Raw genomic sequence first — 19,379 nt, 5'->3', positions numbered from 1 at the left:
ATCCCAGCCTTCTCCCGCAAGCGGGAGAAGGAGCCGATCGAGCGGTTACCTAAACATTCCCTCTCCCGCAAGCGGGAGAAGGAGCCGATCGAGCGGTTACCTAAACATTCCCTCTCCCGCAAGCGGGAGAAGGAGCCGATCGAGCGGTTACCTAAACATTCCCTCTCCAGCTTGCGGGAGAGGGTTAGGGTGAGGGGAACGGTGTTGCGCTTGATATTGCTTCACCATACGGCCAATCAGCAGCGTACCAACCAGCCCGCACACTGCCGCAAAAGAGAGCCACACGCCCGGCATCGCTTTGTCGCCGGTGGCATGAATCAGATAGCTCGACACCGCAGGAGTAAAGCCACCAAACAGCGCGGTTGCCAGGCTGTAGGCGAGCGAGAAGCCCGAAGCACGCACTTCTGCCGGCATGATCTCAGCCAGATAAACCACCATCGCGCCGTTGTAGCTGGCATAGAGGAACGACAGCCAGAGTTCGGCCTCAACCAGGCGGGCAAAGGTCGGCGCGCCCACCAGCCAATGCAGCACCGGCCAGGTGGTTAAAATCATCAAGATGGTGCAGATAATCAGCAACGGACGACGACCAATGCGGTCCGATAGCGAACCCATCACTGGCAGCCAGAACAAGTTGGAGATGCCGACAAACAGCGTCACCAGGAAGCTCTCTTTATCGCTCATCATCAGAACGGTTTTGCCAAACGTCGGGGTAAAGGCGGTGATCATGTAGAACATCACGGTAGTGGTGACCACCATCAACATCCCTGCCAGCACCAGCGCCCAATTCTGCCCGACTGAACGCATAATCTGGCTCATGGAAGGATGATGTTTGCGCTGGCTGAAGGCTTCGGTCTCTTCCAGCATGCGACGAATGTAGAACAGGAACGGCACGATCATACATCCCACCACAAACGGAATACGCCAGCCCCATTCGGTAACCGCGTCTTTCGCCAGCAGATGGTTCAGACCCAAACCAAGCAGCGCCGCGAAGATCACCGCAACCTGCTGGCTACCTGACTGCCAGCTGACATAAAAGCCTTTGCGCCCTTTCGGCGCCACTTCAGCCAGATAAACCGACACGCCGCCCAGCTCAACGCCCGCCGAGAAGCCCTGCAATAAACGACCAAGCAGAATCAAAATCGGCGCGGCAGCACCCAACGTGGCGTAACCGGGTACCAACGCAATGGTTAAGGTGCCGATCGCCATCAGACCAAGCGTTAACAGCAAGCCTTTACGACGACCATGATGGTCGATGTAAGCGCCGAGAATAATCGCGCCGAGCGGGCGCATCAGGAAGCCTGCGCCGAAGGTCATCAGCGTGAGCATCAGAGAGGCAAAGGGATCATCGCCGGGGAAAAAGGTTTTGGCGATTGCGGTGGCGTAATAGCCAAATACCATGAAATCGTACATCTCAAGGAAGTTACCGCTGGTAACGCTAAAGATGGTTTTGGCACCGCTTTGCGACGACTTTTGTAAAGAGTGACTCGAGCTCATATTGTCCTTCCTGGTTTTTTCTTCAGTTTTAACGTGCCGGGCCAGGAATAAACGTGATCCTCTTCACCATTGCAGTTTACAAAAATAAGACCAATGGTAACAATAAATTAACAAACTAAGTATCAGATATAAAAAAAGGTCGCCATGAATGGCGACCCTACGATTGAGCTGAGAAACGTTACTTTTTGACCGTTTCCATGCCCATCAAGCCAATCTTCAGATAACCAGCTTCACGCAGCTGATCCATCACTTCCATCAAAGTAGCGTAATCAACCGATTTATCCGCCTGGAAGAAGATGGTGGTGTCTTTCTTGCCTTCGGTTTGTGCCGTCAGCGCGTTCACCAGTGTCTCTTTGGTGACCGCATCGTTACCGATGAAGATCTGCTTATCTTCCTTGATGGAGAGATAAACCGGCTTTTCCGGACGCGGCTGCGGCGCGCTGGTCGATGCTGGCAGATTTACGCGCACATCGACGGTGGCTAATGGCGCGGCGACCATAAAGATGATCAGCAGAACTAACATGACGTCGATAAACGGCGTCACGTTGATTTCGTGCATTTCGCCATCGCCGACCGAGTCATCGTTTAAACGCATCGCCATAATACTTATCCTACGCGCAGTTTCTGTGCCGCCGCTGGACGGTTGGCTTCTTTCGCAGTATCGACGTTGCCGAGGTCAAGGTCGCGGCTCTGCAGCAACATCACCTGCGCGGCGACATCGCCCAGCGACGCTTTGTAGCTGGCAATCATACGCGCGAAGACGTTGTAGATAACAACTGCTGGGATTGCTGCAACCAGACCAATCGCGGTGGCCAGCAGCGCTTCGGCGATGCCCGGCGCAACCACGGCGAGGTTGGTGGTTTGCGTTTTAGCGATACCGATGAAGCTGTTCATGATGCCCCAAACGGTACCAAACAGACCGATAAACGGCGCAACGGAACCGATGGTAGCGAGGAAGCCATTACCGCGACCGGCATGACGGCTGAATGCGGCCACGCGGCGATCGAGACGGAAGCTGGTACGCTCTTTAATGCCATCCAGATCTTCGGTGCCGGCAGACAGCTCCAGCTCATTCTGCGCATCGTTAAGCAGCACAGCGCTGTGGCTGTTGGCTTTGAAGTTTTCAGCAGCACGGTAAGCATCGTTTAACGAGCGGGCTTCGCCCAGCGCTTGCTGCTCGCGTTTCAGGCGACGTTTCGCCCCGCTCAGCTCAGCAAACTTACCGAAGAAAATTGCCCAGGTGACAACGGAAGCCAGTAACAGGCCAATCATCACAATCTTTACCACGATATCGGCATGCTGATACATGCCCCAAACGGAGAGATCCGTTTGCATCAAATCACTGGCTACCACGCTGCATCTCCAACTTCTGTTGCACAGTTCACGATTGAAGCGCGGATCATAGCAAAAAAAACGCCCGAAGTGATAGTGGTTCTCATTACTATTTACAAAGCAAAGAGACCAGCAATTTCCACAATTTAGCGGATGTTATGCGCAATACTGGCCTCACTCTGATAATCCGCAATCAGGCTCAACCCACTACGCTGATTCGTGGTAACGTGGATGTTTTGTGGGAAATGTCAGGAAAGGCAGTGATGGCAACGAAGAAAATAGACACCACGCTTGTCAGCGCGGGACGCAGTAAACGTTACACTCAAGGCTCAGTTAACAGCGTAATTCAACGCGCTTCATCCCTGGTTTTTGACACGGTCGCCGACAAGAAACGTGCTACCGCCGGTCGCGCTTCAGGCGAGCTGTTTTATGGCCGTCGCGGCACCCTCACCCATTTCTCGCTGCAAGACGCCATGACCGAGCTGGAAGGCGGCGCAGGTTGCGCGCTCTATCCATGCGGCGCGGCGGCGGTCTCCAATGCCATTTTGTCCTTTGTCGAAGCCGGCGACCATATTCTGGTCAGCGGCGCGGTCTATGAACCGACGCAGGATTTCTGCTCGAAAATTCTCAGTAAGCTGAACGTTACCACCAGCTATTTCGATCACTGCATCGGCAGCGAAATTGGCGAACTGGTGCAGCCGAATACGCGCGTGGTGTTCCTGGAATCACCGGCGTCAATCACCATGGAAGTGCAGGATATTCCGGCGATTGTTGCCGCCGTGCGCGCCAAAGCGCCGGATGCGATCATCATGATCGATAATACCTGGGCGGCGGGCGTGCTGTTTAACGCGCTGCAGCATGGCATCGATATTTCGATTCAGGCCGGCACCAAATACATCATTGGTCACAGCGATGCGATGATTGGTACGGCGGTAGCGAATGAACGTTGCTGGCCGCAGCTGCGCGAGAACTCCTATCTGATGGGCCAGATGGTCGATGCCGATACCGCCTATATGGCGAGCCGCGGTATTCGTACGCTGGGCACGCGTTTGCGTCAGCACGAAGAGAGTGGATTGCAGGTGGCCGAATGGCTGGCAAAGCAGCCGGAAGTGGCACGCGTGAATCACCCGGCGCTAGCGCAGTGTAAAGGCCATGAATTCTGGCAGCGCGATTTCAGCGGCAGCAGCGGTTTGTTCTCCTTCATCCTGCATGAAAAACTGAGCCGTGAGCAGCTGGCGAATTACCTCGATCACTTCCACCATTTCAGCATGGCGTATTCGTGGGGCGGCTATGAATCCCTGATTCTGGCAAACCAGCCTGAAGAGCTGGCGGCGATTCGTCCGGCGGGCGGCGTGGATTTTGACGGCACTTTGGTGCGTCTGCATATCGGCCTCGAACATGTCGACGACTTGCTGGATGACCTTAAAGCCGGTTTTGCACGTTTAAGAAGTTAAACAGAAGATAAACCACGCTGTGGCGGCGATGAGAGATCAACGTATACGATGCCACAGAAGGTTAAAATTAGACTCCTTGTGACTCGATGGAATAGCTGATGGGTGTTTTACATGAGATTGTCCAGGCGCTTTGGCATCAGGATTTTGCCGCGCTCGGCAATCCGGATGTCGTTTGGATTGTTTACGGCGTGATGTTTTTAACGCTGTTTCTGGAAAACGGTTTGCTGCCCGCCTCATTCCTGCCGGGCGACAGCCTGCTGTTACTGGCGGGCGCGATGGTCGCCAAAGGTGTGATGGATTTCGTGCCGACGATTGTGATTTTGACCACGGCGGCCAGTCTCGGCTGCTGGCTCAGCTATCTGCAAGGTCGCTGGCTCGGCAACACCAGACTGGTAAAAAGCTGGTTGCTGCATCTGCCCGCGCAATATCACCAGCGCGCGTGGAATATGTTTAACCGCCACGGTTTGATGGCGCTGCTGGTTGGCCGCTTCCTCGCTTTTGTGCGCACCTTGCTGCCCACCATGGCGGGCATTTCCGGTTTGAACAATGGCCGCTTCCAGCTGTTTAACTGGCTGAGCGGTTTGTTGTGGGTTGGGATTGTGGTGACGCTGGGCTACGGCATCAGCCATGTGCCCTTTATTAAGCGTCACGAAGATCAGGTGATGGCGATCCTGATGATTCTGCCAATCGCGCTGCTGTTTATCGGCCTGGCCGGCAGCATTGTGGTGATTTGGAAAAAACGCCGCCAGAAAGTTTCCTGATTACGACGCGGCGTCAAACGGTAAGGTTTGACGCACGCGGCTCGCCTCCTCTCCCGGCGTCACGCCGAAATAGCGCTTAAACTCTCGCGAAAATTGCGACGGACTTTCATAGCCGACGCGCACCGCCGCCGCGCTGGCTTTCATGCCATCCTGCAGCATCATCAGGCGCGCCTGATGCAGGCGATAGCGCTTGAGGTATTGCAGCGGCGAGGTTTGCGTCACCGCTTTGAAGTTGTGATGAAACGCCGAAACGCTCATGTTCACTTCAGCAGCCAGCATGTCGACGCTCAGACTTTCCGCAAAGTGACTTTCGATGCGACGCAGCGCGCGCGCAATCTGGCTGAACTGCGTCTGGCGATTGACCAGCGACAGCAGCGCGCCGCCAATCGGTCCGGTTAACACGTAATAGATCATCTCGCGCACCAGCTGCGGACCGAGCACGCGGGCGTCACGCGGATTGTTCATCACATCCAGCAAGCGTTCGGCCGCACACAGCATCTCTTCGCTCATAAACGCCGAATGGATGCCGGAGGTTTGCGCCTGTGGCTGGAACTGCTCGTCATCGCCGATATCCATCAGCAGATCCTGCAGGCTGGCGACATCCACGCTCAAACACATGCCGGCCAGCGGCTCCGCCAGCGTGGCTTCGGTTTCGCACTCCACCGGCAGCGGCACGGTGAGCATCAGATATTTGGTAGCGTCGTAGTGGAAAACCGTGCTGCCGAGATAACCGGTTTTACGCCCCTGAAACAGAATCACAATGCCGGGTTGATACATCATCGGCGTACGCGGCAAGGTTTCGCAGGCGTAAATCAGCTTGACGTTTTCTACCGCGCACAGCGGCTTATGCAGGTCACTCATCAGCGCGACTACACGCTGCGCCAGCTGGCGGCAAAGGGCGTCGTTTGGCATGCATCTCTCTCGGGCAGCAAAAAAGTCAGTTTGCCGTAAGGCTGTGCAAAGCTCCACCATCCTGGAGAATCAGGCAAGATTCTTGCAGAAATCCATCAGGCAAAAGTGCCGCCCGCTTGCCACAATGATCCTGAGGTGAGGTTTGTTGACTAGACTTAAGCACATCTTTTCTACGGTAAGTCACTGCAACAGATAAGGAGCAACTATGGCAGAGCAACCCATTATTAAATTGCGCGACGGCAACATGATGCCGCAGCTTGGCCTCGGCGTGTGGCAAGCGAGCATTGAGGATGCACGTAACGCCATCCTGGAAGCGTTGAAAGTCGGCTATCGCTCCATCGATACCGCCGCTATCTACAAAAATGAGGAAGCGGTTGGGCAAGCGCTGCAAGAGACCGACGTGGCGCGTGAAGACATTTTTATCACCACCAAGCTGTGGAACGACGATCAAACCAACTGGCAGCAGGCGATGGAAACCAGCCTGAAGAAGTTGCAGCTGGAGCAGGTGGATTTGTATCTGATGCACTGGCCGTGCCCGGAAAAAGACAACTACGTCGAAGCCTGGAAAGGGTTGATTGAGCTGCAGCAACAGGGCTTAACCAAGAGCATCGGCGTATGTAACTTCCACGAGGCGCACCTGAAGCGTTTGATCGATGAAACCGGTGTGTCGCCGGTAGTGAACCAGATTGAGCTGCATCCGATGCTGCAACAGCGCACGCTGCATGCGTGGAATGCGCTGCACCAGATTCAAACTGAATCCTGGAGCCCGCTGGCGCAAGGCGGGAAAGGCGTGTTCGATCAGGAGATTATCCGCGAGCTGGCGAAAAAGTATGGCAAGACGCCGGCACAAATCGTGATCCGCTGGCATCTGGATAGCGGTTTGGTGGTGATTCCGAAGTCGATTACCCCGGAACGTATTCGTGAGAATTTCCAGGTGTTTGATTTTAGATTGGATAAAACTGAAGTGAGTGAGATCAGTAAGCTGGATAGCGGTAACCGTTTGGGGCCGGATCCGGAAGCGTTTAACGGGTAGGATGGTGCGCTTTTCCCCTCACCCTAGCCCTCTCCCGCAGGCGGGAGAGGGAATAGATTGAGCGCTGATGTAAAGCTGAAATCCATCTAAACGTCCCTTCTCCCACTTGTGGGAGAAGGTTAGGATGAGGGACATCAGGACACCGAGTTAACCAGCAACTGCCCCGCCGTACCGCGATCCGCCATCTCTAGCGTCTGGCTGTAATAAACAAACGGGAAGTGATCCGATGAACTCTGCGGGAAGCTCACCAGTAACTCCACGCTGCCATCCACCCACACGGTATCTTTCCAGCCGCGATCTTCACCCATCGGCTGCGCGCCATTGACGTTCTTAATCAGGAACATCACGCCCTGAATATGCAGCGATTGCGGGCGATCGGCGTGGATAATCCAGCGCTCAAAGGTCCCCTGCTGCACGGTGGTATCGATGCGGTTCATGTCCCACAGCACGCCATTAATGCCCGGCTCGCTGTCGCCAATGCGGAATTCACGCGTACGTGACGCTACGCCATCGAGAATCTGATCCGCCAGCAAACGCATCGGCAGATTGTCGGTGACCAGCGGCAACAAACCGGTTGGGCGCAAGCTCAGCACCAGCGTGTTGGTCAGAATTGATGACGGCTCAAACAGCCCGCGCAGGCGATCCATCAGGCCCGCCGCCGTTCCGGCCGTAATCGACACTTCATCGCCCTGCGACATATCCACCAGCACTTCGCGACGCTCGCCGGGTGCCAGCGTCAGCAGCTGCACCGCCACCGGCGCAGGCAGGAAGCCCTGATCGCTGGCGATCACCGTAAAGGGACGATTATCGGAGAAGCTGAGATCGAAGCGCCGCGCGTTCGATCCGTTCAGCAAACGCAGGCGCACCCAGCCGCGTGACACTTCGACATACGGATTTTGCACGCCGTTCACCAGCAGCACATCGCCCATAAAACCGCCGCTGGATGGCGGGTTATAAACCGGCGTGGCGAAGTTATCGAGGCGCTTGTCTTGAATGATCAGCGGGAAATCATCGACGCCATAATGCTTCGGCAGCGGCAGCGATTTACTGACGTCATCTTCCACCAGCCACATACCGGCGAGTCCGTTGTAAACGTGCGGCGCCATGCGGTTTGGCGTGTTGGCGTGATACCACAATGTGCCCGCGCCCTGACGAATCGGTAGCACCGGTGCCCAGTCGGCCCCCGCCGACATCATGCGCGGCGCACCGCCCATTAATGCGCCCGGCACCTGCAAACCGCTGACGGTCATTGAGACCGGTTCGTTGAGGCGATTGCTGTAGATCAGCTTCACATCGTCGCCGCTGTAAACGCGCACCGTTGGGCCGAGATACATGCCGTTAAAGCCCCACACCGGCACTTTATTACTGTTGCCGCTGAACGACCAATGGCTGCGCTGCAAGGTGAGAAACAGCGGCTGACCGCGACGGGATTCAATCAGCGGTGGAATAGGAAGTGGCGTATCGCCCAATGGCGCGGCGGCGCGGGCGGCGAAAGGCATAGCGCCGGAAGCCAGTGCGACACCGGCAGAAAGCTGAATAAACTGACGTCTGCTGCAAGACATAAAACTTCAGACCTTTTGAGCGTGGCGTGAGGACGCCGTGTCCATGTTGTTTTAATTAATGATGAGTTGCTGTGTGGCTTGAGAACGGGGCAGATGATCACCTGCCCCATTTTGGCTGGTCAGAGTTTACCGCTTTTTTCGCGCTCGGCGACTTCGGCGTTCAATTCTTCCAGTTTAGTCGACATTAATTCACGGCAGTGCGTGGCGAGCTTGCGCACCGAGGTGGTAGCAAACTGCGAGGTATCAACCGGCGGCAACATCTCAACAATCACCAAGCCGTTGTTCCAGCGGTTCAGCTTGATCTTGTCGTGGGTGTTAGACACCACGATCGGGATGATCGGCACACCAGCCGCGACCGCCGCATGAAACGCACCGGTTTTGAACGGCAGCAGACCACGTCCGCGGCTGCGCGTCCCTTCCGGGAACATCCAGAACGAGATGCGCTTTTTGTTGAACTGATCCACCAGCTCACCGATGGTGCCGTGCGCTTTGGAGCGGTTATCACGGTCAATCAGCAGGTTACCGGTCAGCCAGTAGAGCTGGCCAAAGAACGGAATCCACAGCAGGCTTTTCTTGCCCACGGTCACGGTGGTCGGCTGCACGATTTTGGCTGCCGTGATCATGTCGTAATTGTTCTGGTGGTTCGCGATATAGATCGCGTTACCGTAATGCGCGGCTTCCGCCGGTTTACGCAGTTCCACCTTGAGACCAAATACCGTCGACAGGCGACCAAGCATATGGCCGAACGTCGCAACATGACGCGGGTTGCGCGGTGAAAACAGACACCAAATACTGCCGAAGATACAAACCAGAATCGAATAAACAATAACAATAATTGCTCGTAAAATTAGTAACATAGATTCCTCAAATTGGGCATTCCATCGCCTGAATAACAGCGTTACTCTTCACTCGCGTCGGCTTTCGGACGCGCTGGTGCATTCACTTCTACGCTATCGATACGTTGCAGACCACGCGCCACGCTGCCGCGACGACCGCGCTCGGCACGCACTTTCTGCAGATCTTCATCACGCATGATCAGCTTACGTTTACCGACATACACGGTGATCGACGCGCCTGGCGGCAGAATCAGCAACCATTGTAGTTTGTCGGTGCCCGCAGCGGCTTCCGCTGAAGGGATCGAGATGATCTTGTTGCCTTTGCCTTTCGACATCTGCGGCAGATCGCCAACCGGGAACATCAACATGCGTCCGGCCTGGGTAATCGCCAGCAGCATATCATCGCCTGAGTGCACCGCCATTGGCGTCATCACTTTGGCGTTTTCCGGCAGCGTCAGCAGCGCTTTACCGGCACGGTTGCGCGATACCAGATCGGCAAAGGTACAGATAAAGCCATAACCGGCATCAGAGGCCATCAACAGCTTCTGATCATCGGGTTCCATCAGCACCTGCTCAATCACCGCGCCCGGTGGTGGCGTCAGTTTGCCGGTGAGCGGTTCGCCCTGCCCGCGCGCGGACGGCAATGAGGTTGGATCCAGCGTGTAGCTGCGTCCGGTGGAGTCGATAAAGGCGACTGGCTGATTGCTCTTACCGCGTGCGGCGGCCAGATAGCTGTCGCCCGCTTTGTAACTCAGGCCCGCTGGATCGATATCGTGACCTTTGGCGCTGCGTACCCAACCCATTTGCGACAGCACGATGGTCACCGGCTCGGCGCTCACCAGCTCGGTTTCGCTCAGCGCTTTGGCTTCTTCACGCTCGCGCAGCGGCGAACGACGATCGTCGCCGTAGGTTTGGCTGTCGGCCAGTAGCTCTTTCTTCAGCAGATTGCTCATCTTGCGTTCGGACGCCAGAATCGCCTGCAGCTGATCGCGCTCTTTTTCCAGATCCGCTTGCTCACCGCGAATCTTCATCTCTTCCAGTTTGGCGAGATGACGCAATTTGAGTTCGAGAATCGCTTCGGCTTGGGTTTCGCTGATATCAAAGCGCGACATCAGCACCGGCTTCGGCTCATCCTCGGTACGGATGATGTGGATCACTTCATCAATATTGAGGAACGCCACCAGCATACCTTCAAGGATATGCAGGCGGCGTAGCACGCGATCTAAACGATAGTTGAGGCGGCGCGTCACGGTATCGCGACGATACACCAGCCATTCAGACAAGATTTCCAGCAGGTTCTTCACCGCCGGACGGTTATCCAGTCCGATCATGTTCAGGTTAACGCGGTAGCTTTTTTCCAGATCGGTAGTGGCAAACAGGTGATTCATCACCTGCTCGAGATCCACACGATTGGAGCGCGGCACAATCACTAAACGCGTTGGGTTTTCGTGATTGGACTCATCACGCAGATCTTCCACCATCGGCAGCTTTTTATTGCGCATCTGGTTAGCGATCTGCTCCAGCACGCGGGCGCCCGACACCTGATGCGGCAGCGCGGTGATGACCACATCGCCATCTTCTTTCTTCCACACCGCGCGCTGGCGAATCGAACCCCGTCCGCTTTCATAAAGCTTACGGATTTCGTTGCGTGGCGTGATGATTTCCGCTTCGGTCGGGTAATCCGGACCTTGCACAATATCCAGCAGCTCATGCAGCGTGGTGTTCGGGTTGTCGATCAGCTTGACCGCCGCTTCCGCTACTTCGCGCAGGTTATGCGGCGGAATGTCCGTCGCCATACCCACGGCAATGCCGGTGGTGCCGTTCAGCAGAATGTTGGGCAGACGCGCCGGCAACATCTTCGGCTCCTGCATGGTGCCATCGAAGTTCGGAATGTAATCGGACGTGCCCTGGCCGAGTTCACCCAGCAGGATTTCAGCGTATTTCGACAGGCGCGATTCGGTGTAACGCATCGCGGCGAAGGATTTCGGATCGTCCGGCGCACCCCAGTTTCCCTGACCATCCACCAGCGGATAGCGGTAAGAGAACGGCTGCGCCATCAATACCATTGCTTCATAACAGGCGCTGTCGCCGTGCGGGTGGTATTTACCCAACACGTCACCGACGGTACGCGCCGATTTTTTGAATTTGGCATTGGAATTGAGGCCCAATTCCGACATGGCATACACAATACGGCGCTGCACTGGCTTGAGGCCATCGCCGATGTACGGCAGCGCGCGGTCCATGATCACGTACATGGAGTAGTTCAGGTACGCGTTTTCCGTAAACGTGTGCAGGGCAAGACGCTCTGCACCATCCTGCGTCAATTCGCTCATTCAGCTCGCATCCTCACTTCGTGGCCCGCAACGGCGGGACATCCGGCGGTCATTTGGCGAGGATATTACCTTATTCGTGCGGTTTAGTCACAGAGAAGCCCGCTCAGCAAACAGAATCGTCTTGCATTAAATAGCGTGATATTGGTCAGAGAATTAAAACGGAATGGGAGCCCTGTCACAGTGAATATCGCCCATAATCTGTGAGTAACGTCGCAATTAATATCCCGATGCGCCTGGCGTATTAATCGTGTCCGCAAGCCGGGACAACATTTAGTATTGTTGCCTACTGATTACTCTCCTAAATTCATACTCCACCAGCACCACATTTTTGCGCGTCTGATTTCTGGCATGGAATAAATATAAACATCAATTAGCCATAAACGTTTTGCCAAAATAAGGGTGAACGAATGCAAATACTGACTTCGCGACAACACCGATTAGTAAAATTGCTGCTGCATCATGCCGCGCCGCAGCCAACAAAAGAATTAGCGTTACAGCTTGGCGTGTCGGAGAAAACCATTCAGCGCGATTTACAGTGGCTGGAGAGCTGGCTGAGCGACTGGTCGCTACAGCTGGAAAAAATGCCGGGACGCGGCGTGCGCCTGCGGGTGGACGATCTGCAGCAGTGTCTGCAACTGGAGCAGCAGCTCAACGGCGACGAAAGCCGTTCGGATGCGCTGAGCCACAATAGCCGACGGGTGAAGATTGCTTCGCAGCTGTTGAGTGATGCGCCACGCGCCACCTCAATCAGTAAATTGTCGGAGCGCTACTTCATCAGCCATGCGTCAATCGTGAATGACCTGAAGGTGATTGAAGAGTGGCTACAGCCGTTGGGATTAATGCTACAGCGCGGCCCCGGCGGCACGCATATTGAAGGCAACGAGCAGACGCTACGCCAGGCGATGGTGTCGCTGATTAATGATGTGATGCAGCAGAACGTCGCCGGCACGCCGCTGCTACCGCGGCTCGATCCCGGCAGCCAGCAGGCGCTGGTGCACTATTTTGGCGATGAGGATGTGGCTTTTGTGCAGGCGCTGCTGGAGCAAATGGAGCAGCAGCTGAGTTATCCGCTGGGCGATGCGTGGTACCTCAATCTCTGTACCCATATTCTGATCATGATGCATCGCATGGCGCAAGGTAACGCGCTGGCGCTGGAAACGCTGACCAGCGCGCAGGATCTCGACCAGCGCATTCTGAACATTGCCCAGCAGATGGTGGTGCAGATTGAACAGCGCATGTGCTGTGCATTGCCGGCCGATGAAGTGGGTTTTATTTATCAATATATTGTTTCGTCCGGCATTGTGGTGGAAGAGCGTGGCGATAATGCACCGCTGCATAATCAATTTTCCACCGCTGAATCGGTGAAAATAACTTGTGAATTAATCGATCGCTTCGCCTCATTTATTCAGCAGGACTTAGCACAGGACCGATTATTATTTGAAGGCTTATTAGTCCATATAAAGCCATTATTAAATCGACTCAAATATCATATTCATATTCGTAATCCGCTGCTGGAGGATATTCAGCAGGAGATGAAGGCAATATTTTCCTTAACTCAACAGGCGATGCAATTAACCGCGCGCAGTCAGGGACTTTCATCGGTGGCGGATGACGAAATAGGTTATCTGTGCGTGCATTTCCAGGCGGCGCTGGAGCGACAAATTGCCCACAAACGCATTCTGGTGGTGTGCTCGAGCGGCGTGGGGACCTCGCATCTGTTAAAGAGTCGCATTCTGCGCGCCTTCCCGGATTGGGCGATTGTCGGCGTGGTTTCCGCCAGCAATCACGCGGCGTTTTGCCAGCGAGAAACGGTGGATTTGGTGATCACCACCATTCACCTCAATGCCGGATCGGTTCCGGCGGTGTATGTCAGTGCCTTTTTTAACGATGACGATATTCGGCGGGTGACAGACGCCATGATTGGCAGCCAACTGCCCGACGGCGCCTCCTGCGCTTTGGCTGAACATTAATTGAATGAGGATTGATCATGGATATTTCGCGCATTCTGACGCCACGCCGCGTTAACCTGGCGCTGACCGCCACCACCAAAGAGCAAGCGATTCATGAGCTGACCGATTTGCTCTACCAAGACGGCGCCATCAGCGACCGCGCCGCCTTTATCGAAGACGTCTGGCTGCGGGAAGCCGAGGGTTCCACCGGCTTCGAAAATCACATCGCCATTCCGCACGGTAAATCTGCGGCGGTGAAACAAACCACGCTCGCCATCGGCCGCACCCAACACGACATTCCGTGGGAAACACTCGATGGCAGCCAGGTGCGCTGCATCATTCTGTTCGCGGTGCGACTGGAAGATCAGAACACTACCCATATTCGCCTGTTGTCGCAGGTGGCCAGTGCGCTGGCCGATGATGAGGTGATAGCCCAACTGCTGGTGGAAAACGATGCCAGCAATATCATCCGGCTGTTTAGTCAGTACGCCGAAACCGACCTCTGTTAACACCCTAACTCTCTGAGGTGACACATGAATATCGTCTGTGTAGCGGCCTGCACGGCAGGCATCGCGCATACCTACATTGCGCGCGAAAAACTGATTAAAGGGGCCCACGCGCTGGGCCACACCATCCACGTTGAAACCCAGGGCACCATCGGCACCGAAACGGCGCTGACGCAGGAAGACATCGCCGCCGCTGACGTGGTGATCCTCGCCGTTGACGTGAAGATCAAAGGCGAGGAGCGCTTTCAGGGCAAACCCATAGTGCGAGTGAAAACCGAAGTGGTGATCAAATCACCGGTGAAATTCCTCGAAAAAGTGGCGGATTCACTGGCGCGCGCCTGAGGAGATCCATCATGAGTGACAATAAACGTCAGTACGGCCAGGAGATCAAAGGGCACTTGCTCACCGGGATCTCGTGGATGATCCCGCTGATCGTCGCCGCCGGGATCTGCATCGCGCTCGGCCAGGTGATTGGCGGCCCGGATGTCGGCAAACAGACCGGCACTGTCGCCTGGATGCTCAACCAGATCGGCGGCTGGGGCATGGGCTTAATTGTGCCGCTGATCAGCGCGGCGATCGCCTACTCCATTGCCGATCGTCCCGGCTTCGCGCCCGGCCTGATCGTCGGGTTTATCTGCGGGCAGATCGGTACCGGCTTTATCGGCGGCATCTTCGGTGGCTTCCTGGTCGGTTATACGGTGCTGCTGCTGCGCCGCACCATTAAGTTACCGAAATCGATGCAGGGTTTAATGCCGATTATGGTGCTGCCGGTGCTGAGCACCATCATCGCCGGGCTGCTAATGATGACCTTTATCGGCCAGCCGATTGTCTGGCTGCAGAAGGCGCTGATTGCCCTGCTGGAGTCGATGCAGGGTGGCTCGAAGTTTGTGATGGGCGCGATTCTCGGCGCGATGGCCACCTTCGATTTCGGCGGTCCGGTGAATAAAACCATGTCGCTGTTCGCCGACGGCATGCTGGTTGACGGCATTTACGGGCCGGAAGCGGTGAAGTTTGTCGGCTCGATGATTCCGCCGTTCGGCATCACGCTCTCTTATCTGCTGAGCCGCAACAAATACACCAAAGCGGAAAAAGAGGCGCTGAAAGCCGCCTTCCCGATGGGCATCTGCATGATTACCGAAGGGGTGATTCCGATTGCGGCGCGCGACCTGTTCCGCGTGGTCGGCAGCTGCGTGGTGGCCTCCGCCATCGCCGGTGGTCTGATTATGGTGTGGGGCGTTGGCGCACCGGTGCCGCACGGCGGCATGTTTGTGGTGCCGCTGTTCACCAAACCCTGGCTGTTCTGTTTAGCGCTCGGCATTGGCACCACGGTGTGCGGCGTGATGCTGTCGGTACTGAAAAAGCCGGTTACGCAGGCGGATGAAGAGTTCGATGACGTGGAAGCCCCCGGCGTTCGCGATGAAGAGATCAAATTCACTCTGGAATAAGGAGCCACCATGTTTGCCATGATGAACGACCTGATTCAGGCCGCTGCCCAACAGCGTTATGCGGTGCTGGCGATCAACTGCTTCAACCTGGAAACCGCGCGCGCCGCCATTCAGGCCGCTGAACAGCAGCGCGCCCCGCTAATCCTCAATGTGTATCAGGGACACAGCGCGCACTTTCCCCCTGCTGTCGCGGTGCCGTTAGTGCGAGCGCTGGCCGATGCCGCCAGCGTGCCGGTGGCGCTGGCACTCGATCACGGCAAAGCCTTTCCGCTAATTGGTCAGGCGTTTCGCGCCGGTTTTACCGGCTTGATGATCGATGCCTCGTCTGAGCCGCTCGCCGAGAACATTCGCCAGACCGCTGCCGTAGTGAAGATGGCACATACCGCTGGCGTGTGTGTGGAAGGCGAGCTGGGGCATATCGCCGATGCACCAACCTACGAGCTGGCCGATGCTTCAGTGAAGATGACGCAGGTGGCCGATGTGCTGCCGTTTATCGAACAGACCAACATTGATCTGCTGGCGATCTCGGTCGGTACCGCGCACGGACTTTATCCGGCTGGGGTGAAGCCTAAAATCGATTTTCAGCGCCTGCAGGCGCTGCATGCGGTATCCACGCGACCGTTGGCGCTACATGGTGGATCGGGCACGCCGACCGAGGATATCCGCCGCGTCAGTGAGTTTGGCGTCGCCAAGATCAATGTCGGTGCGGCGGTGTTTGATGCCGGGAAAATGGCGGTGGTGCAGGCCCTGAAGCAGCATCCGCATGCTGAACTGGCCGACTTGCTTAGGCTAATGGAATCTGCCTGCCGCGAGGTGGTGGCGGAGTATCTGAGCTGGTCGGGATCGGCGGGCAAGGTTTAGCCATCGGATTAGCTGGCGGTCGCCATGAATGGCGACCCTACATCGTTTTGTAAATTTCACATTCATATCCACTATCGGGTCGGCGCGTGCGTCGGCTCCAGTAAAAATCACGCTGAGGAAATATTAACATGTTGATTTCAATGAAAGAGATGTTGGCACCGACTCGTGAACACCGCTACGCGATTGGCGCATTTAACGTCGCAGACAGTTGCTTTATCCGTGCAGTGGTTGAGGAAGCCGAAGCGACCAACACCCCGGCGATTATCTCCATTCACCCGAGCGAACTGGAATTTGTCACCGATGAGTTCTTTGGCTACGTGCGCGAACTCACCCTGAAAAGCAAAGTACCGTTTACCATCCACCTCGATCACGGCGCCTCTATCGCTCAGGTGCTACGCGCCATTCAGTGCGGCTTTACTTCGGTGATGATCGATGGCTCGCTGCTGCCCTATGAAGAGAACGTAGCGCTGACCAAAGAAGTGGTGAAGCTGGCGCACGCGGTGGGCGTTTCGGTGGAGGGGGAACTCGGTACCATCGGCGATACCGGCACTTCAGTAGAAGGCGGTGTGAGTAAAGTGATTTACACCGAACCGGCGCAGGCAGAGGATTTTGTGCAGCGCACCGGCGTAGATACGCTGGCGGTGGCGATTGGCACCGCACACGGCATCTACCCGAAAAATATGAAGCCTGAGCTGCAGATGCATATTCTCAGAGACATTTCACAGCGCACCACGATTCCATTGGTGCTGCACGGCGGTTCAGCCAATCCTGATGCTGAGATCGCGGAAGCGGTGACCCTGGGCGTGGGCAAAATCAATATTTCCAGCGACATGAAGTTCGCCTATTTCGACAAGCTGCGTGAGATTCTGGCGCGCGAAACCTGGTGGGATCCGAACGTGATTTATCCGGATGCGATTGCGGCGGCGAAGTCAGTGATTCGCTACAAGATGAATCTGTTTGGCGGGCTGGGTAAGGCGAGTTTGTATCGTTGAGTTTAGTTTCATGGTGCGCATTTTGCGCACCATGTATACAGGTCGCCATAAATGGCGACCCTACTTCTCGCCTAACCATTTCTTAGTAATCTGGGCGTATTCGCCGGTGGCGGTGCTGAGATGCAGCCACTGATCGACATACAACTTCCAGCTCATATCATCGCGCGGGATCATGTAGGCCTTCTCGCCGTACTGCATCGGTTTGTCCGGATTGATGGCGCACAGCGTGGGATAATGCTGCTGCTGGAACAGCGCTTCAGACGCGTCGGTGATCATCACATCCGCTTTGTTATCCACCAAATGTTGAAAAATCCCCACGTTATCGGCCAGCTGCAGCGTTGCCTCTGGTAAATGGCTGTGTACGAAGGCTTCGTTGGTGCCGCCCGCCGGTTCAATCACCCGAACGCTGGCTTTATTGATCTGCTCAACTGTTTGGTATTTCGCTTTGTCATCGCAGCGTACCAGCGGGATTTTGCCATCGACGCCGAGCGGCTGGGCGAACCAGGCGATCTGCTGGCGCTTGAGCGTGACCGATACGCCGCCCAGTGCGATATCACACTGCTTCGCGACAAAATCATCGCTCAGCGTTTTCCAGGTGGTTGGCACCCACTGCACTTTCGCGCCAAGGCTCGCCGCCAGCGATTGCGCCATGCTGATATCCAATCCTTCGTATTGGCCATCGCTGCGCAAATAGCTATAAGGCTTGTAATCGCCGGTGGTACAAACTTTTAAGGTCTTGCTTGCGCGGATGTCATCAAGGTGGGATTGCGCCTGAGCAGCGCCAGTCACCAGAAGTAATGCACTCAGTATCGCGGTTTTCATGGTTTCTTCTTTTATGAGTTGATGTTGGTGTGCATGCGGATTGTTTCATAATCATCCGCATTATTGCTTTACTAGCAAAAGTGTTGTGATCAATCACGCATTTTTCTCGCTCCTGCGCGCGCGTAGAGTGTGCGTCATCAACCAGAAACGGAGCGGATTAGATGAATTTTTTAATTATCGATGGCGGCAAAACTTTCGCCCATTCGAAAGGCGAACTGAACCATACCTTAACTGATGTGGCTGCCAGCCAACTGCGCGATCTTGGCCATCAGGTACAGGTGACCATCGCCGATAGCGATTACAACGTGGCAGAAGAAGTGCAGAAGTATCTCGACAGCGATGTGGTGATTTATCAGATGCCGGGTTGGTGGATGGGCGAGCCGTGGACAGTGAAAAAATACATCGATGATGTCTTCACCGAAGGTCACGGTTCACTGTATGCCAGCGATGGCCGCACACGCAGCGATGCCGCTAAAAAGTACGGTTCTGGCGGCCTGATTCAGGGTAAGAAATACATGCTGTCATTGACCTGGAACGCGCCACTGGAAGCCTTTAACGATCCTGAGCAGTTCTTCGAAGGCGTGGGCGTGGATGGCTTATATCTGCACTTCCATAAAGCCAACCAGTTCCTCGGTATGGAAGGTTTGCCAACCTTTATCTGTAACGATGTGATTAAAATGCCGGACGTGCCGCGCGATATCGAACGTTATCGGACTCATCTCAGCCAGATCTTTGCTTAACTGTAAGCACCCAGGGAAAAAAGGAAGCGCTATGTTAACCGTCGTTGCAGAAATTTGTGTCAAACCGGGCCGCCGTCAGGTGGTGCTAGATGCGATTAATCAGCTGATTCCAACCGTGCTGAAAGAAGATGGTTGCCATCAATATGACGCATTAGTGGATCATCAGGCACAAGTGCCGTGGAAACAGAATTCACCCGATTCGATTTTCATGCTGGAACTGTGGGAATCGCTGCGCCATCTGGAGCAGCATCAGCAGATGCCACATATGGATGCGCATCGCGCACTGATTAAAGATGACGTAGTGGATGTGAAGATTCTGGTGCTGGAAGCGGCTAAATAAGTCGATT

The 19,379-nt window shown here is 55.4% G+C and carries 19 protein-coding genes; 11 read left to right on the top strand and 8 right to left on the bottom strand.

From position 1 onward, the window contains the following. Positions 1-147: 147 nt before the first annotated feature. The 3 genes from PanJK_RS08670 to exbB form a co-directional block, all read right to left on the bottom strand. Positions 148-1,494: an MFS transporter gene (locus PanJK_RS08670; RefSeq protein ID WP_265298931.1), complete on the bottom strand. Its 1,347-nt coding sequence runs from the start codon at positions 1,492-1,494 to the stop codon at positions 148-150. Between the two features lie 178 nt (positions 1,495-1,672). After that, entirely contained in the window at positions 1,673-2,095 is a 423-nt protein-coding gene (gene exbD / locus PanJK_RS08665; protein WP_008103349.1) for a TonB system transport protein ExbD, read from the bottom strand. Between the two features lie 5 nt (positions 2,096-2,100). Continuing rightward, complete coding sequence (gene exbB / locus PanJK_RS08660; protein ID WP_265299474.1) at positions 2,101-2,829, bottom strand: tol-pal system-associated acyl-CoA thioesterase; 729 nt, start codon at positions 2,827-2,829, stop codon at positions 2,101-2,103. Positions 2,830-3,089: 260 nt separating this feature from the next. Between exbB and metC the strand changes: the two genes are divergently transcribed. Then, a complete protein-coding gene (gene metC, locus PanJK_RS08655; RefSeq protein ID WP_265298928.1) occupies positions 3,090-4,280 on the top strand; it encodes a cystathionine beta-lyase in 1,191 nt (396 codons plus the stop codon). A gap of 98 nt (positions 4,281-4,378) precedes the next feature. Continuing rightward, positions 4,379-5,041, top strand: coding sequence for a DedA family protein (locus PanJK_RS08650; RefSeq protein WP_256697444.1), 663 nt, complete (start codon positions 4,379-4,381; stop codon positions 5,039-5,041). Here PanJK_RS08650 and PanJK_RS08645 read toward each other — a convergent pair whose 3' ends face one another. Then, positions 5,042-5,953 carry an AraC family transcriptional regulator gene (locus tag PanJK_RS08645; protein WP_265298925.1) on the bottom strand — a complete coding sequence of 304 codons (912 nt, stop codon included), beginning with the start codon at positions 5,951-5,953 and terminating at the stop codon, positions 5,042-5,044. A gap of 205 nt (positions 5,954-6,158) precedes the next feature. On the opposite strand from PanJK_RS08645, the gene dkgA reads away from it, so the two are divergent. After that, on the top strand, positions 6,159-6,986 hold the full coding sequence (gene dkgA, locus PanJK_RS08640; protein WP_008103359.1) for a 2,5-didehydrogluconate reductase DkgA: 828 nt from the start codon (positions 6,159-6,161) through the stop codon (positions 6,984-6,986). Positions 6,987-7,120: 134 nt separating this feature from the next. Here the strand turns inward: dkgA and ftsP are convergent, their stop codons facing one another. The 3 genes from ftsP to parC form a co-directional block, all read right to left on the bottom strand. Beyond that, the gene (gene ftsP, locus PanJK_RS08635; RefSeq protein WP_265298921.1) at positions 7,121-8,548 is read right to left on the bottom strand and encodes a cell division protein FtsP; all 1,428 of its coding nucleotides are present in this window, start codon (positions 8,546-8,548) and stop codon (positions 7,121-7,123) included. A gap of 119 nt (positions 8,549-8,667) precedes the next feature. Beyond that, positions 8,668-9,405, bottom strand: a complete 738-nt coding sequence (locus PanJK_RS08630) for a 1-acylglycerol-3-phosphate O-acyltransferase (RefSeq protein WP_061720484.1) — start codon at positions 9,403-9,405, stop codon at positions 8,668-8,670. Between the two features lie 41 nt (positions 9,406-9,446). Beyond that, the gene (gene parC / locus PanJK_RS08625; RefSeq protein WP_256697446.1) at positions 9,447-11,717 is read right to left on the bottom strand and encodes a DNA topoisomerase IV subunit A; all 2,271 of its coding nucleotides are present in this window, start codon (positions 11,715-11,717) and stop codon (positions 9,447-9,449) included. Between the two features lie 407 nt (positions 11,718-12,124). Here parC and PanJK_RS08620 point away from each other — a divergent pair, with 407 nt between their 5' ends. The 6 genes from PanJK_RS08620 (at position 12,125) to PanJK_RS08595 (ending at position 17,470) form a co-directional block, all read left to right on the top strand. Beyond that, positions 12,125-13,687: a BglG family transcription antiterminator gene (locus PanJK_RS08620; RefSeq protein WP_265298917.1), complete on the top strand. Its 1,563-nt coding sequence runs from the start codon at positions 12,125-12,127 to the stop codon at positions 13,685-13,687. A 17-nt stretch (positions 13,688-13,704) separates the two neighbouring features. Further along, on the top strand, positions 13,705-14,175 hold the full coding sequence (locus PanJK_RS08615) for a PTS sugar transporter subunit IIA (RefSeq protein WP_256697449.1): 471 nt from the start codon (positions 13,705-13,707) through the stop codon (positions 14,173-14,175). 24 nt (positions 14,176-14,199) lie between these two features. After that, the gene (locus PanJK_RS08610) at positions 14,200-14,514 is read left to right on the top strand and encodes a PTS fructose transporter subunit IIB (protein WP_008103372.1); all 315 of its coding nucleotides are present in this window, start codon (positions 14,200-14,202) and stop codon (positions 14,512-14,514) included. A gap of 11 nt (positions 14,515-14,525) precedes the next feature. Further along, positions 14,526-15,617: a PTS fructose transporter subunit IIC gene (locus PanJK_RS08605; protein ID WP_256697451.1), complete on the top strand. Its 1,092-nt coding sequence runs from the start codon at positions 14,526-14,528 to the stop codon at positions 15,615-15,617. Between the two features lie 9 nt (positions 15,618-15,626). Then, positions 15,627-16,478, top strand: a complete 852-nt coding sequence (locus PanJK_RS08600) for a class II fructose-bisphosphate aldolase (protein ID WP_265298912.1) — start codon at positions 15,627-15,629, stop codon at positions 16,476-16,478. A gap of 128 nt (positions 16,479-16,606) precedes the next feature. Further along, on the top strand, positions 16,607-17,470 hold the full coding sequence (locus PanJK_RS08595; protein WP_265298908.1) for a ketose-bisphosphate aldolase: 864 nt from the start codon (positions 16,607-16,609) through the stop codon (positions 17,468-17,470). Between the two features lie 60 nt (positions 17,471-17,530). Here PanJK_RS08595 and PanJK_RS08590 read toward each other — a convergent pair whose 3' ends face one another. Further along, complete coding sequence (locus PanJK_RS08590) at positions 17,531-18,292, bottom strand: transporter substrate-binding domain-containing protein (RefSeq protein ID WP_265298907.1); 762 nt, start codon at positions 18,290-18,292, stop codon at positions 17,531-17,533. A 161-nt stretch (positions 18,293-18,453) separates the two neighbouring features. Between PanJK_RS08590 and PanJK_RS08585 the strand changes: the two genes are divergently transcribed. Then, positions 18,454-19,032: an NAD(P)H-dependent oxidoreductase gene (locus tag PanJK_RS08585; RefSeq protein ID WP_265298905.1), complete on the top strand. Its 579-nt coding sequence runs from the start codon at positions 18,454-18,456 to the stop codon at positions 19,030-19,032. A 31-nt stretch (positions 19,033-19,063) separates the two neighbouring features. Next, positions 19,064-19,372 (top strand): putative quinol monooxygenase, encoded by a 309-nt coding sequence (locus tag PanJK_RS08580; protein ID WP_256697456.1) that lies wholly within the window; start codon positions 19,064-19,066, stop codon positions 19,370-19,372. Positions 19,373-19,379: the final 7 nt, after the last annotated feature.

The sequence above is a fragment of the Pantoea sp. JK genome (genome assembly GCF_026130245.1).
GTDB lineage: Bacteria > Pseudomonadota > Gammaproteobacteria > Enterobacterales > Enterobacteriaceae > Pantoea > Pantoea trifolii.
The sequence above is the reverse complement of the archived record's forward strand: the minus strand, read 5'-3'. Positions and strand labels throughout refer to the sequence as shown.

Coding starts and splice junctions, on each gene's coding strand:
- PanJK_RS08670 (WP_265298931.1), bottom strand. CDS start 1,494: ATGAGCTCGAGTCACTCTTTACAAAAGTCGTCGCAAAGCGGTGCCAAA.
- exbD (WP_008103349.1), bottom strand. CDS start 2,095: ATGGCGATGCGTTTAAACGATGACTCGGTCGGCGATGGCGAAATGCAC.
- exbB (WP_265299474.1), bottom strand. CDS start 2,829: ATGCAAACGGATCTCTCCGTTTGGGGCATGTATCAGCATGCCGATATC.
- metC (WP_265298928.1), top strand. CDS start 3,090: ATGGCAACGAAGAAAATAGACACCACGCTTGTCAGCGCGGGACGCAGT.
- PanJK_RS08650 (WP_256697444.1), top strand. CDS start 4,379: ATGGGTGTTTTACATGAGATTGTCCAGGCGCTTTGGCATCAGGATTTT.
- PanJK_RS08645 (WP_265298925.1), bottom strand. CDS start 5,953: ATGCCAAACGACGCCCTTTGCCGCCAGCTGGCGCAGCGTGTAGTCGCG.
- dkgA (WP_008103359.1), top strand. CDS start 6,159: ATGGCAGAGCAACCCATTATTAAATTGCGCGACGGCAACATGATGCCG.
- ftsP (WP_265298921.1), bottom strand. CDS start 8,548: ATGTCTTGCAGCAGACGTCAGTTTATTCAGCTTTCTGCCGGTGTCGCA.
- PanJK_RS08630 (WP_061720484.1), bottom strand. CDS start 9,405: ATGTTACTAATTTTACGAGCAATTATTGTTATTGTTTATTCGATTCTG.
- parC (WP_256697446.1), bottom strand. CDS start 11,717: ATGAGCGAATTGACGCAGGATGGTGCAGAGCGTCTTGCCCTGCACACG.
- PanJK_RS08620 (WP_265298917.1), top strand. CDS start 12,125: ATGCAAATACTGACTTCGCGACAACACCGATTAGTAAAATTGCTGCTG.
- PanJK_RS08615 (WP_256697449.1), top strand. CDS start 13,705: ATGGATATTTCGCGCATTCTGACGCCACGCCGCGTTAACCTGGCGCTG.
- PanJK_RS08610 (WP_008103372.1), top strand. CDS start 14,200: ATGAATATCGTCTGTGTAGCGGCCTGCACGGCAGGCATCGCGCATACC.
- PanJK_RS08605 (WP_256697451.1), top strand. CDS start 14,526: ATGAGTGACAATAAACGTCAGTACGGCCAGGAGATCAAAGGGCACTTG.
- PanJK_RS08600 (WP_265298912.1), top strand. CDS start 15,627: ATGTTTGCCATGATGAACGACCTGATTCAGGCCGCTGCCCAACAGCGT.
- PanJK_RS08595 (WP_265298908.1), top strand. CDS start 16,607: ATGTTGATTTCAATGAAAGAGATGTTGGCACCGACTCGTGAACACCGC.
- PanJK_RS08590 (WP_265298907.1), bottom strand. CDS start 18,292: ATGAAAACCGCGATACTGAGTGCATTACTTCTGGTGACTGGCGCTGCT.
- PanJK_RS08585 (WP_265298905.1), top strand. CDS start 18,454: ATGAATTTTTTAATTATCGATGGCGGCAAAACTTTCGCCCATTCGAAA.
- PanJK_RS08580 (WP_256697456.1), top strand. CDS start 19,064: ATGTTAACCGTCGTTGCAGAAATTTGTGTCAAACCGGGCCGCCGTCAG.